At 73.5% G+C, this 13,448-nt stretch carries 12 protein-coding genes and 1 pseudogene; 9 read left to right on the forward strand and 4 right to left on the reverse strand.

The annotated features are described in order from the left end of the window. Positions 1 to 795: 795 nt before the first annotated feature. The 8 genes and pseudogenes from CNO22_RS04785 to CNO22_RS04820 all read left to right on the forward strand — a co-directional run bounded on the left by CNO22_RS04785 (position 796) and on the right by CNO22_RS04820 (position 6,962). Positions 796 to 2,040 carry a polyhydroxyalkanoate depolymerase gene (locus tag CNO22_RS04785; protein ID WP_100498206.1) on the forward strand — a complete coding sequence of 415 codons (1,245 nt, stop codon included), beginning with the start codon at positions 796 to 798 and terminating at the stop codon, positions 2,038 to 2,040. Positions 2,041 to 2,145: 105 nt separating this feature from the next. Continuing rightward, positions 2,146 to 2,601 (forward strand): annotated as a pseudogene (locus tag CNO22_RS30060) (AMP-binding protein); the annotation flags it as partial. Positions 2,602 to 2,683: 82 nt separating this feature from the next. Then, the gene (locus CNO22_RS28145) at positions 2,684 to 3,007 is read left to right on the forward strand and encodes an AMP-binding enzyme (protein WP_408609691.1); all 324 of its coding nucleotides are present in this window, start codon (positions 2,684 to 2,686) and stop codon (positions 3,005 to 3,007) included. Between the two features lie 153 nt (positions 3,008 to 3,160). After that, entirely contained in the window at positions 3,161 to 3,568 is a 408-nt protein-coding gene (locus tag CNO22_RS04795) for a hypothetical protein (RefSeq protein ID WP_157936808.1), read from the forward strand. Further along, on the forward strand, positions 3,565 to 4,002 hold the full coding sequence (gene hepT, locus CNO22_RS04800; RefSeq protein WP_157936809.1) for a type VII toxin-antitoxin system HepT family RNase toxin: 438 nt from the start codon (positions 3,565 to 3,567) through the stop codon (positions 4,000 to 4,002). The genes CNO22_RS04795 and hepT overlap by 4 nt, the downstream gene beginning before the upstream one ends. A 375-nt stretch (positions 4,003 to 4,377) precedes the next feature. Further along, complete coding sequence (locus CNO22_RS04810; RefSeq protein ID WP_100498209.1) at positions 4,378 to 5,721, forward strand: ABC1 kinase family protein; 1,344 nt, start codon at positions 4,378 to 4,380, stop codon at positions 5,719 to 5,721. A gap of 102 nt (positions 5,722 to 5,823) precedes the next feature. Then, on the forward strand, positions 5,824 to 6,657 hold the full coding sequence (locus tag CNO22_RS04815) for an ATP-binding protein (protein WP_100498210.1): 834 nt from the start codon (positions 5,824 to 5,826) through the stop codon (positions 6,655 to 6,657). An 8-nt stretch (positions 6,658 to 6,665) separates the two neighbouring features. Beyond that, complete coding sequence (locus CNO22_RS04820) at positions 6,666 to 6,962, forward strand: hypothetical protein (RefSeq protein ID WP_100498211.1); 297 nt, start codon at positions 6,666 to 6,668, stop codon at positions 6,960 to 6,962. A gap of 6 nt (positions 6,963 to 6,968) precedes the next feature. Here CNO22_RS04820 and CNO22_RS04825 read toward each other — a convergent pair whose 3' ends face one another. After that, a complete protein-coding gene (locus CNO22_RS04825) occupies positions 6,969 to 7,415 on the reverse strand; it encodes a hypothetical protein (protein ID WP_100498212.1) in 447 nt (148 codons plus the stop codon). Between the two features lie 177 nt (positions 7,416 to 7,592). On the opposite strand from CNO22_RS04825, the gene CNO22_RS04830 reads away from it, so the two are divergent. Then, the gene (locus tag CNO22_RS04830) at positions 7,593 to 8,573 is read left to right on the forward strand and encodes an NAD(P)H-dependent flavin oxidoreductase (RefSeq protein ID WP_100498242.1); all 981 of its coding nucleotides are present in this window, start codon (positions 7,593 to 7,595) and stop codon (positions 8,571 to 8,573) included. A 356-nt stretch (positions 8,574 to 8,929) separates the two neighbouring features. On the opposite strand, the gene CNO22_RS04835 is transcribed toward CNO22_RS04830, so the two are convergent. From CNO22_RS04835 to CNO22_RS04845, 3 genes are all read right to left on the reverse strand, one after another. Further along, entirely contained in the window at positions 8,930 to 9,391 is a 462-nt protein-coding gene (locus tag CNO22_RS04835) for a hypothetical protein (RefSeq protein WP_232806798.1), read from the reverse strand. Next, on the reverse strand, positions 9,382 to 9,969 hold the full coding sequence (locus tag CNO22_RS04840) for a helix-turn-helix domain-containing protein (protein ID WP_232806799.1): 588 nt from the start codon (positions 9,967 to 9,969) through the stop codon (positions 9,382 to 9,384). Before CNO22_RS04840 ends, CNO22_RS04835 begins: the two co-directional genes overlap by 10 nt. Positions 9,970 to 10,069: 100 nt before the next feature. Next, positions 10,070 to 13,375 carry a DEAD/DEAH box helicase gene (locus CNO22_RS04845; RefSeq protein WP_100498215.1) on the reverse strand — a complete coding sequence of 1,102 codons (3,306 nt, stop codon included), beginning with the start codon at positions 13,373 to 13,375 and terminating at the stop codon, positions 10,070 to 10,072. Positions 13,376 to 13,448 lie beyond the last annotated feature (73 nt).

Below are 13,448 nucleotides of genomic sequence, written 5' to 3' on the forward strand. Positions count from 1 at the left end.
ACGGATGCAGTACCGCCCCGGACTGCTGGTCGGCTTCCTGGCCAGCACCGGCTTGGAGTTCGGATCGTTCCTATAACAACCGCCCTTAATGATCTTTAGATCGTCTGCGGGTCTGCCACTCATCGAGTCGGACCCGTGACCCCTCCGAGTCCATAGGCAGTAGCGGCTTGATCGGTCACCCGACGCACACACTTCTCTCCCGCGAGACTTCCTGCCTCGCTGCTCGCCGCCGGTCGGGACGGCGACGCCGTCACGCTGCACCGCATCGCAGTTGATGCGCACCTGTTCGACCTGGGCAAGGGCCAAGCGCGGTCGTCAGACCCCGGCAGGCACGCCGTCGGCCGGGAGCCGACGGGCGGAGCTGAGGACGGCCCGGCCAGGCGCATCGACCCGGTGTCCCGCCGCCGCAGCGGGTCCTCGGCGGAAGGCTCGACAGACGGCGCAGCCGCCAGCTCCGCAGGGCGCGCCGCCGCCACGGTCAGCCGCGACTCCTCCATCAGCTTCCCCATCCCGCCGTCCCCGGCGTCGCGCAGCGCGCCAGCTGCGACGTTCCGCCGCCGAGGCGGCCGCCACCGTGACGTCCAGGGGCGAGCCCCGAGGGCCACCGCCGCGACGTTCCCGGTTCGGACCGGTGCTGGAGTGCCCGCTGATGCTCACGAGACGCCGGTGCCGCCGACACGCGCCCACCACGTCGCCGTCCGAGGGTCGCCGCGCCGCCGCCGTACACAACGGTTAACGTGTCTGGCAAGTGACCTAGGTCACCGTTAACGATCCGACTCCGCGACAGGCAGGCCGATGCTCTACACCGCTTACGAGATGAACCGCCGAGTGGGGGCGCCCGTCGTGGCGGCGTCCGAGCTGACCGCCCGCGCACTGCAGGCCCTGCCCACCCCGCTGGCCAAGGCACCGGCCGTCCGCCACATGCGCGCGGCCTGCGACATCCTCGCCAAGGCGCGGCCCACCCACGACCGCCCGGCGTTCGGCATTCCGACCGTGCCGGTCGACGGCCGCGAGGCCGACGTCTTCGAGCGCCCGGCGCTGACCACGCCCTTCGGCACCCTGCTGCACTTCGCCAAGCCCTCGGTGACCGGCCAGCCCGGCGTGCTCGTCGTCGGCCCCATGTCCGGCCACTTCACGACGCTCATCCGGCCGACGATCCGCACGCTCCTGTCCGACCACGACGTCTACGCCATCGACTGGCACAACGCCCGCGACGTCCCCGCCGAGCACGGGCCCTTCGGGCTCGACGAGTACATCGACCACGTCATGCAGGCGCTGCGCCACCTCGGCCCCGACACCCACGTCGTGGCCGTCTGCCAGCCCGCCGTCCCCGTGCTCGCCGCCGTCGCCCTGCTCGCGGAAGCGGACGACCCCGCCCAGCCCGCCAGCGTCACGCTCATGGCCGGCCCGATCGACACCCGGATCAACCCCAACCGGGTCAACGACTCGGCCACCACCAAGCCGCTCTCCTGGTTCGAGCGCCGGGTCGTCGACACCGTGCCGGCCCGGTACCCGGGCGCCGGACGGCGGGTCTACCCCGGCGTCGTCCAGCTGACCGCCTTCATGTCGATGAACCCCCGGCGACACGTGAGCGCGCACATGCGGATGTACCGCGACCTCGCGGCCGGCAACGCCGCCGCGGCCGCCACCACCCGCGCCTTCTACGACGAGTACGGCGCGGTCATGGACGTCCCCGCCGAGTTCTACCTGGAGACGGTCGGCCGCGTCTTCCAGCAGCACGAGCTCCCCCTCGGCCGCTTCACCTGGCGAGGACGGCGCGTCGACCCCGGCGCCATCCGCGACACCGCGCTGCTCACCGTGGAGGGCGGGAACGACGACATCTGCTCCCCCGGCCAGACCGAGGCGGCCCACCGGCTGTGCACCGGCATCCCGGAGGAGCGCAAGCGCCACCACCTGCAGGACGGGGTGGGCCACTACGGCGTCTTCAGCGGGTCCCGCTGGGAGGCCGAGATCTACCCCGTCGTCCGCGAGTTCATCGCCTCCGCCCGCACCGCCGAGCGGGCGACGGCCCTCGGCTGACCCGCACCCGCCAGGGGCGGGCGGTCGCAGAGCCGTCCGCCTCTGGCGACGCGGACGTCGCCGAGCGCACGGTTCCCATCCGGACCACCGGATCGGGAAGTCGCCGTGTACCTCACCCAGGGGCTGCACCGCCACGTCCAGCAACCCCCGGACGAGACCGCCACCGTCTGCACCGGTCGCACCCGGACCCATGCCGAGTCGGTCGACCGGATCGCCCGGCTCGCCGCCGCTCTCCGGCAGCTCGGGGTCCGGGACGGCGAGCGCGCGGCCATCCTGTCCCTGAACTCCGACCGCTACCACGAGTTCCTCGCCGCCAGGCTGTGGGCCGGCGGCGTCGTCGTCCCGGTCAACATCCGGTGGAGCGTCCCCGAGATCGCCGACTCGCTCGCCGAGGTCGACGCCCGGGTCCTGGTCGTCGACGACGTCTTCACGGCGTGCGTCGACGGCATCAGGTCAGCGCACAGCAGGCTGCAGCACGTCGTCCACTCCGGTGACGGACCTCCCCCCGATGGCATGCTCTCCGTCGAGGAGCTGGTCCATGCGCACGAGCCGGTCGAGGACGCCCGCCGCGGCGGTGACCAGCTCGCCGGCATCTTCTACACCGGCGGCACGACCGGCCGGTCCTACCGACCGCCTCAAGGACATGATCATCTCCGGCGGCGAGAACGTGTACTCGGTCGAGGTGGAGAGCGTCCTCGCCCAGCACCCGGCGGTGGCGACCTGCGCGGTCATCGGCATCCCCGACGAGACCTGGGGCGAGCGCGTGCACGCCGTCGTCGTCCCGGCGGCCGGCGCCGCCGTGACCCTCGACGAGCTGCGCGCCTTCTGCGCCGACCGGCTCGCCGGCTACAAGACGCCGAGGTCGACGGACGTCGTCGACGCGCTGCCGCTCTCCCCCGTCGGCAAGGTGCTCAAGCGTGAGCTGCGCAAGCCGTCCTGGGCCGGGCAGAAGCGCGCCGTCCACTGACCCCGGCTGCTGAGGTCGTGGAAGCGGCCCTCGGGCGTCCGGCGGAGTGATCAGCCGTCCCAGCGTCGTCGGTGCCGAGGTCGCGAGGCGCCACACGGCTGGCATCACTCCATGCGGCTCCCCGGTGACGCACCCGTCTCCTACTCTCGGGCCGTGTCCGTCGCCGACTCACTCAACCGTCTGCGCGCCGCCGCCGACGACGGGCGGCTCGACCATCTGGCCCGTCGGCACGGCATCGCGCTGATCACCGTCTTCGGCAGCGCCATCCGCACCCCGGAGCGGGCCCGTGACCTCGACGTCGCCGTGTCCCTCCCCGCAGGAACGCAGGGGCTGCTGGCGCTGGTCGGAGAACTCGCCGACCTGACCGCCAGTGACGACGTCGACGTGCTGGTCCTCGACGACGCCTCCCCGACGGCACGGTTCTCCGGACTGGTCGGCGCGCGACCGCTGTACGAGGCATCGGCCGGCCTGTTCGCACGAACGCAGATGGCTGCGGCCCTCGAGTTCTACGAGACGGCGTGGCTGCGCGACCTCGACCTGCAGCGGATGGCGACCTCGTGACGCCCCGCCCGGTCGACGTCGCCTCGGTGCAGGCCAAGCTCCGGTCGCTCGACGAGCTGGTCGGTGCGCTGCGCCTGGTCGGGGACGTGGACTCCGCCCGGCTCGAGCACGACGTGCTGCTCCGTCTGGCGGTGGAGCGAGCCCTGACCCAGGCCGTCGACCTGATCGTGGCGGTGTGCAGCCATGTGCTGGCCGCCGAGACGACGACGGTTCCGACGACGTACCGCGACGCCGTCCGTGCTGCGGCCGAGCACGGCCTGATCAGCACCGATCTGGCCGGGTCGCTGGTGGCCGCCGTCGGCCTGCGGAACATCCTGGTGCACGAGTACGCCCGTGCCGACCTCTCGATCGTCGCTGCGGCCGTACCCGTGGCGCAGCGGGACCTGGCGGACTTCGTCCGGCAGGTCGCGAGCTGGTTGCAGCACCGGAGGTGAGCCGACCTGACCCGCTTCGGGCACGCCGAGCGCGGACTCCGGCAGGAACTCACGGACGACGCACTGGCGGCCGTCGGCGCATCCGCCGGCGCCTTCCTCGCGGCCGCGCGCGAACGAGACGAGGACGATGCGGACCGGCCTCGTGCCGCGGAACTGATCACGAGCCGTCGGGCGGCCGCCCGCGCCACCCGCTGCTGGAGCGCGTGACCGTTGCCCTGGCCGGTGATCGAGACCTGCTCGCGGCCTGGCAGCACGAAGGTCTGCAGGTCCTCGACACTCGGTCCTGACCCGGCCGCCACTGCCGAGCCGGGACTCGCCAGCCGGGGCAGGAGCGCGCCGGCCACCGACCGCCCTGGTCGGCGCTACGGTCCGCCGGTGACCTCCGAGGACGGTGGGCCGCCGCGGGGCCGCCTCGCCCGGACGGCGCGGCTCGCCGCGCTGCCCGCGGCGTACGCCGGCCGCACCGCCCTCGGGATCGGCAAGCGCCTCGGCGGCCGCCCCGCGGAGGTGGTCGCCGCGCAGGTGCAGCAGCGCACCGCCGAGCAGCTGTTCGCCGTCCTCGGCCAGCTCAAGGGCGGCGCCATGAAGGTCGGCCAGGCGATGTCGGCAATGGAGGCCGCGCTGCCCGAGCAGCTGGTCGGCCCTTATCGAGAGGCGCTCGTCCGGCTGCAGGAGGCGGCGCCGGCCATGCCGACCGCCCTGGTGCACGGGCAGCTCGACACCGCGTTCGGACCCGACTGGCCGCAGCAACTCAAGAACTTCGACGACCGGCCCGTCGCGGCGGCCAGCGTGGGGCAGGTGCACCGCGCTACGTGGTCCGACGGCACGCCGGTGGCCGTGAAGGTCCAGTACCCGGGCGCCGCCCAGGCGCTCGTCGCCGACCTTCAAGTGCTGCAGACGCTGACGCCGATCGTGCAGGCGGCCGTGCCCGGCCTCGACGCCCGCCGGCTGCTCGCCGAGCTGCGCGACCGACTCGTCGAGGAGGTCGACTACGTCCGGGAGGCCGACGCTCAGACGGCGTTCGCCGACGCCTACCGCGACGACCCGGACATCGCCGTCCCCGACGTGCTGGCCGTCGAAGGCCAGGTCCTGGTCACCCGCTGGGTCGAGGGAACACCGCTGTCACGGGTCATCGCCGACGGCACCCAGGATGACCGGGACCGCGCCGGTCAGCTGCTGGTCCGACTGCTCGCCTCCGCACCCGTGCGCGCCCGCCGGCTGCACGGTGACCCGCACCCCGGGAATTTCCGGCTGCTGCCCGACCGCCGGCTCGCGGTCCTCGACTTCGGGGCGACCGAGGCTCTGCCGCACGGCTGGCCCGCCCGGCTCGGACCGCTGCTCGCCGCCGGCCGGGACGGCGACGCCGCTGCGTTGCACCGCATCGCCGCCTCCGCGGGACTGCTGCGGCCGGAGCAGGTCACCGCCCACGCCCTGCTGGCGCTGCTCGACCCCTACCTGCAGCCGCTGCGCAGCCCCACCTACCGGTTCACCCGGGCCTGGATGCAGGAGCAGACCCGGCTCGCCTCCGACCCGTTCAGCGCCGCCGCCCGCATCCAGCGCCGGCTGACCATCCCGCCGCGCCACCTGCTGCTCCAGCGCGTGGCCGCGGGGCTGGCCGGCGTCCTCTGTTCACTGGACGCCACGGTCGCCGTCGACGCCAAGCTCCGGCGGTGGCTGCCCGGCTACGACTCCCACCAGCGCCCGGGCACCCGGCGCTGACGGGGCGCGGTTCTCCGGCCACCGACCGTCTCCGCTGGTCACGCACGGGGACCGCACCGTCACTCAGCCGTCTGTCACACCCTCGTCGATGATGTAACGGAGATGACCAGGACCGATTGCGTCGACATCACGCTCTGCACGAACGGCGTGTTGACGTACGACGAGATCGGCGGACACCTGCGCCCTGCGGGCCCCGGACCCGTCGAGATCGACCTGACCAGGCTCAGGTTCATCGACCCGGCGGGTCTGGTGAGCCTCGCCGTCATCGCCGAGCGGGCGACGCTCCTGCGCCGTCCCATCCGCTTCCGCAAGCCCGAGGGTGGCGACGTCGCCAACTACCTCACCCGGATGCGGCTCGGTGAGCAGCTCGCCGGACTCGACGTGGTCCACGACCTGCCGGCGGTGCGGGAGCGCCGACTCGGCCACCGCCTCGTCGAGCTGCGCCGGTTCGACGGGGAGGCCGGGCTCGACACCGTCGCCGCCGCCCTGGTGCAGACCTACGTCGACGACCACCCCGAGCTCATCCAGCCGCTGTACGCCGCACTCGACGAGATGGCCCGGAACGTCCTGGAGCACAGCACCCGGACGCACGGCTACGTGGCGCTGCAGCGCTACGACAACAGGAGGGACATCTCGTTCGCCGTCGGTGACAGCGGCATCGGTCTGCGTGCGCGGCTCGCCGAAGCGATCCCCGTGCCCGACGACCGGACGGCGGTCGTGCGCGCGGCGCAGGTGCACGTCACCTCCATCGGCCGCCCCGGGCGCGGGCGTGGGATCAGCCGGGTCATCGGCATCACCGGCGAGCACCGCGGGAGCGTGACGCTGATGAGCGGAGCGGCCAGCGGCACCTTCCGGAGGGGTCAGCCGGATCCCGAGTTGACCGATCTCCCGGCGTCCTATCCCGGTACGCTCGCCCACGTGCGCCTGAGCCTGTGAGGAGGTCGATGACCGTGCCTGCAGTCCTCCCACCGATCGAGGTCCCCCAGCTGAGCGGCGGCCGCGAGCGCGCCCGTGCCCTGGTCGACGGCCTCGCGGACCGCATGGCCGGCGCCACCATCGTGGTCGACTTCCGCCGCATGGTCGCCGGGACGCCGTCCTTCGCCGACGAGCTGGTCACCCGCGTGCTGGTCGACGGTGGCGCCGCGCTGCTTCGCGCGGAACACGTCACCCGGGAGTTCGGCGAGTACCTCGTCGAGGCCGCCCGCGACCACGGCGTCGCGGAGCGCCTGAAGACCGTCTGACGGCACTCAGTCCGTGACGCGGACGGCCTCGCCGGTCACCCGCATCGCCGTCGCCCACGCCTCGGCCTCCGCCGCGGCGGTGCCGGAGTCGTCGCCCTGGAACCAGGGCAGTGCGGCCGTCTCCCAGGCCAGCGCGGCCTCCCGCGCAGGGGACGACGACACGCGGTGCACGAGCATCTGGTACCTCGACCGGGCGGCCGAGAGCTGCATGTCCGTGGCGCGGGAGGGCAGGATCTGGCTCCTGTCCCGCACCAGCGCCGCCCGGTAGTCGGCCATGGCGGCCTGCAGCTCGATCAGGGTCTCGCGCTCGAACTCGCGCGACGCGCGCTCGCGCTGGTCCTGTCGTGCCCGCGCCGCCGCGCGGGCCCTGAGGGACTCGGCCGTGGCCTGGGCGGCGACCGTGAGCAGCCCGCCGGCCACCACGCCGATGAAGGCCCAGACGGCTGTGCTCACTGCGCTCCCCCTCGCCCACCCAGAGTGAAGGCTAGGACCGGGTATGACAAGCGACCTCCGGTCGAGGTCCACTCTCAGGGGGAGCCTGGAAGGACACCGCCGCCTCGCCCCGACGCCTTGACGGAGGCCTCCCCCGGCGAGATCGTCGATGCGCTCCGGCCCCGAGGGGAGGCCGGCATGCAGACGCGCTTCACCGAGCTGGTCGGCTGCTCCGTGTCCGTCCAGCAGGCTCCGATGGGGACGATCTCCTCGCCGGACCTCGCCGTGGCGGTCGCCGATGCCGGTGGGGTCGGCACGGTCACCGCGCTGGGCCTTGCTCCGGAGGCCCTGGTCCGGCGCCTGGACGAGATGCGCCGGCGCACGTCCGGCGTGCTGTCGGCCAACGTCGTCAGCGAGGAGGTCGGCGAGCAGCTGGTCGTCGACGTCGCCGAGCGGGTGCGGCTGGTCGACTTCTTCTGGTTCGACCCGTCGCCGCGGATCGTGGAGCTCGTCCACCGGTCCGGGGCGCTCGTGGGGTGGCAGGTCGGCTCGGTCGCGGAGGCGCGCGCCGCGGAGGACGCCGGCTGCGACGTCGTCACGGTCCAAGGAGTCGAGGCCGGTGGCCACGTCCGGGGCTCCACGCCACTGCGCCGCCTGCTCCCAGAGGTGCTCGACGCGGTCGACGTCCCCGTGCTGGCGGCCGGCGGCATCACGGACGGACGGTCCTTCGCCGAGGTGCTGGCGGCCGGTGCGGCCGGTGCCCGCATCGGCACCCGGTTCATCGCGACCGTCGAGTCCGGCGCGCACCCGGCGTACAAGCAGGCCGTCGTCGACGCTGCCGGTGACGCCACGGTCATCACCGACGCCTTCGCCGACTGTCCCCTCTGCGCCACCAGCCCACGGGCCCGGGTGCTGCGGGCTGCGGTGGAGAGGGTCGCCGAGCTGGACGACGACGTGGTCGGGACGGCGACCATGGGCGGTACGCAGGTCCCCGTGCCGCGCGGGTCCGGCGTCCCGCCCGTTGCCGGTGCCGAGGGCCACCTGGACGCGATGGCCATGTACGCCGGGGCCGCCGTCGGCTCGGTGACCGACATCCGTCCGGCCGCCGAGGTCATCGCCGAGCTGGTGGCGGAGCTCGAGCGGCGTCTGCCCGCCGCACGCCGGAGCGGCGTCCGCTGAGCGCCGGGCCGGTGCACCTCCGTGGGCAATCGTGCTCTGCCCACCGTGGTGGGCAGAGCAGGAGTTCCCCGGGACGACCCCGGGGCCGGAGAGCCTGCGGGACGTCAGACCGCCCTCGGGACAGCGCCTCGTCGGCTGATCGGCTGCTCGCGTCGGAGGGCCGCAGTAGCGTCTGTCGGCGAGCCGAAGAGCAAGAAGCGAACCGAGCGCCGCCGTCCGGCTCAGCGCCGGACGTCGCCCGAGACGGAGCTGATGGACGCTCTGGCCGCCGGGGTCGACAGCCCCACCCCCAGTCCGCTGCTCGGCGTCGTCGGCCTGCTGCTCAGTGTGGCCGCGGGCAGCAGCCGGCCCATCGGTCAGACGACGGTCTGGACTCGACTACGGCCGGCCCGGAACAGTGTCGTGGCCGCGTCAGCGGCGGCGGTAGCCGCCGCCGTGGTGATCGGCTGGGCGTTGTAGCGCTGCCTGTTGCGGTCGCGACGCATCCGGTCGTAGTGCTGGGACGCGGCGTTCTCCGGCGGGGAGTCGAAGATGGCAGCCAGGAATCGGCCGAGGGCGTCGTGCTGGCCGGGGCCGTGTCTGGTGCGGCAGCCGTACGCCGCGAGCATGGCCTCGCCGACGTCGTGCGCGGCGTCATAGGCGAGGTTGTACGTGTTCTGCGCATGGGTGACGTTCGGCAGGTCGCTCAGCGCCGTCTCGGCCTGACTCAGGAACGCCGCGCAGCGCTGTTCGTCGACCGGGACCCGCTCGAGCCGGCGCGCCGCCACGAGCGCCTCGACGGCGCGCTGCTGCGCGGTCGTCAGGAGCATCACTGCCACGGCAGGTCTCCGATAATCGGCACGGTCGCGCTGCGTCGGACCTGGGCGAGGAACCCGCTGTGCTCCTGCATCTCCTCGGGGGTCATGATCGTCGCGTTGACCTCACGGCCGACCTGGTCACCGACCCGCTGGCATGCCTCGTAGACCGCCATCGGATCGGGGGTGCCCACCACCATGACGTCGATGTCGTTGGGTGCCTCACCGGGCTCGGCGCGCATCCGGGCGGCGAACGAGCCGTACAGGAACGCGGCCTGGACGCCGTCGATGTCGCGCAGCTCGGCGGCCAGCAGCGGGACCGGCCCCGCAGAGACCAGCAGCAGGTCTCGGACCGGCTGGGTCAGCGGGGACTCCGGGTTGGGCCGGACGAGCCGGGCCTGACCGACCCGCCGCTCGATGAGCAGCCCCGCCTCGAGCAGTCGGCGCACTTCCCGATGCACCGTGCCGTAGGCCAACCCAGCCCTGGTGGCGAGTTCGTTCAGGTTGAGCTCGTCCGCCCCGGACAAGAACAGCTCGGCCAGCAGGCGGGCCTGTCCGTCCGAGCGGAACAGGGGTGCCACGAGCGGCGGCGCAGTTCTCACAATGATGGAGGCTACTATCAAAGATAGAGATATCAAGTGGAGGTCGGTCCTCGGCCGGAAGCGAGCTCCATGTCCTCCGACACCACTACCCGGTCGGAGTTCAGGCGAACAGTCCGCGGATGTCCTCGGCCGTCAGGGCACCGGACAGGGCGCCGCCGTCGTCGTCCAGCACGCGGGCGAACAGGTCCCGCTTGCGCTCCTGCAGGGCCAGGACCTTCTGTTCGATGGTGCCCGCGGCCACCAGCCGGTACACCATCACCGTCTTGTCCTGGCCGATCCGGTGCGCCCGGTCGACCGCCTGCGCCTCCACCGCCGGGTTCCACCACGGGTCCAGCACGAACACGTAGTCGGCCTCGGTCAGGTTGAGCCCAAACCCGCCGGCCTTGAGGCTGATCAGGAAGACCGGGGCGCGCCCGCTGCGGAACTTGTCGATCCGCCGCTGCCGGTCCCGCGTGCGCCCGTCAAGGTAGGCGTACGGCAGCCCTGCGGCGTCCAGCCGCTGGCGGACCGTGCCGAGGAAGCCGGTGAACGAGCTGAACACCAGCGCGCGGTGCCCTTCGGCGACCACCTCCTGCAAGTGCTCCAGAAAGGCGTCCGCCTTGCTCGACCGGATCCCGGCGTAGGCCTCGTCCACCAGCGACGCGTCCAGGGCCAGCTGCCGCAGCAGGGTCAGCGACCGGAAGATGGTGAACCGGTTGCGCTGGAGGTCGTCGACGAGGCCGAGCACCTTGCGCCGCTCCCGCTGCAGGTGGGTGTCGTAGACCTTGCGGTGTCTCGGGTTGAGCGCCACCTCGAGCACCTGTTCCTGCTTGGGCGGCAGCTCGGCGGCGACCTGCTCCTTGGTGCGGCGGCGCATGAGCGGCCGGATCCGGCGGCGCAGCGCGGCCAGCACGTCGGCGTCCCCGCCCTTCTCGATCGGCGTCCGGTAGTGCTCGGTGAACTTCTGCGGGCTCGGGAAGAGCCCGGGCGCCACGATCGACAGCATCGACCACAGGTCCATCAGGTCGTTCTCCACCGGGGTGCCGGTGATGGCGAGCTTGAACCGGGCCGGCAGCCGCCGCGCGGCGGCGTAGGTCTTGGCTGCGTGGTTCTTCACGAACTGCGCCTCGTCGAGCACCAGCCCGCTCCACGGCAGCTCGCAGTAGTCGTCCTCGCCGAGACGCAGCAGCGTGTACGAGGTGATCACCAGGTCGGCACCGCCGACCGCCTCGGCCAGCGGCATGCCGAGCTTGCGGCCGGTGGCCTCGATGGTCCGGACGACGAGGCCGGGCGCGAACCGCGCCGCCTCGCGCGCCCAGTTCGACACCACGCTGGTCGGGGCCACCACGAGCACCGGCGCGGTCAGCTCGCCGGCCTCCTTCGCCCGGCACACCAGCGCCAGCGCCTGCAGCGTCTTGCCCAGACCCATGTCGTCGGCGAGCACGCCGCCGAGCCCGGCGTCCCACAGCACCGAGAGCCACTGGTAGCCCTGCAGCTGGTAGGGGCGCAGCTGCGCGGCCAGCCCTTCGGGCGCCACCGGCGGGACGGCGTCGTCGACGTCGAGCAGGGCCCGGACGTCCCGCGCCCACCGCTCGCTCTGCTCGGCCACCACCCCGAGCTCCACGAGCTCGTCCCACAGCCCGGCCTGGTAGCGGCTGATCCGCAGGCCCGGCCGCTCGGCGTCCTGCAGCGCCCGCGCCTCGTCGATCAGCCGGCGCAGGCGGTCGAACTCCGGACGGCGGATGTCGAACCACGTCCCGCTGGGCAGCACCAGGTGCGAGTCGCCGGCGGCCAGCGCGGTGAACAGCAGCGCGAACGGGATGTCCTCGCCGTCCACCGTGACCGTGACGCCGAGGTCGAACCAGTCGGCGTCCGGCCCGTCCGTGGCGGAGACCCGCACGACCGGGGCCGCGTCGGTGTGCCGGTAGTCCGCGGGCTCCCCGGTCACCTCCACCAGCACGCCGGCGTCCGCCAGCCGGGGCAGCACCTCGGTCGTGAGGACGACGGTGTCCATACCGGACAGCACCGCGGTCGGCGCCAGCCGCCGCTCCGGGCCGTTCTGCCAGAGCCGGGCCAACCGGTCCGTCGGCAGCGGCAGGGACCGCACCAGCCGCTCCTCGGCGGCGACGTCGCGGCCGGCGTCCGGGGCGGCGCCGTCCTCTCCTGCCAGCGGCAGCCGGCGGACGTCCTCGCCAGTGCGGTACTGCACCGACCAGGTGAGCCGCGCCCGGTGGTCCCCGGCGTGGTCGACCTGCAGGCACAGCCGCGGAGGGAGCACCTCCGGCAGCTCCACCGACCCGTCGGAGGAGCGGACCGGCAGTGCGCGGTGCAGTGCCGGGTAGAACCCGGTCAGGAAGCGCGCGCGGTCGCCCGCGGGCACGCGCAGGGACCCGGCGGTGAGCAGCTTCTCCACACGCCGGGGGACCGGCTGCACGGGCACGAGCAGCAGCCCCCGCTCCGGCACGAGGTCCGGGGGCAGCGCCGGGTCGCCGGGGAGCAGCACGGCGCCGTGCGGCGGGCTGCCGAGCAGGCCCACCGCCGCGGCGGGGACGCAGACGCCGGAGCCCAGGTCGACCACCGGCTCGATGCGCAGATCGGGGTCGGCATCGGGACCGGCATCGGGATCGCCGTCCCGGCGCAGGTCCACGGCGAGCGACACCGGCTCCGGGGCCACCCGTACGGGGCCGCCGCGGGTGGTCACAAGGGTCACCCCCTCGTCCACCACCTGCTGCAGGGCCGGCCACAGCGCGGGGCCGAACTCCTCGAGCCGCACCGGCGCGTCCCCGTAGCCGTAGCCGTAGTACCCGGGGCCGTCGTCGGCCGCCTGGTGGGTGCGGTGCAGTGCGCGCAGCGCGGCGGCGTGCGCCGGATCGCGCTGCGCGTGGTAGTCGTACTGCAGGTCGCGCCAGGACACCCCGGAGCGGATCCAGCGGCCCTTCGCGCCCGGCACGACCGGGCGCAGCCGCACCGACACCCCGGACGCGGCGGCGCGGCGGTTCGCCGCGTTCTCGACGTCGAACTGCAGTCCGATGGGGGTGCCCGTGCCGGAGCCGGACGGCGCCGCGGGGACCAGGTCGGCGAGCGCCGTCTCCCAGTCCGGAGCGCGGGCAGCTCCCGTCGGCGGCGCGTCGTCCAGGAACTCCCGGCCGGTGATCAGGACGGCGGCGACGTGCTTGCAGTCCGCGCCGACCGGGCAGCTGCACTCCCCCCACCAGCGGGCGCTCTCGGCGTCGTAGGCGACGATGGTCTCGTACCGGCGTCCCCCGCTACCGATCACCGTGGCGTCGAACTGGCCGAGCGTGCGGGAGCAGGCGATGTCCGAGACGCGGCCCTCGCCCGCGTAGGCCGCGCCGCGGCGGAAGGCGTCATGGCCGACCGAACGGCGGATGACGGAGTCGGTGAGCGTCGGCTGCAGCTCGTCCAGCACCCGTCCGAGGCTAACCGCGGCCAGTGTCACGGGAACCGTTCGTCCACAGCCGGCCGGGCGGCGTTCGTGCCGG

The sequence above is a fragment of the Geodermatophilus chilensis genome, from assembly GCF_002802985.1.
Lineage (GTDB): Bacteria > Actinomycetota > Actinomycetes > Mycobacteriales > Geodermatophilaceae > Geodermatophilus > Geodermatophilus chilensis.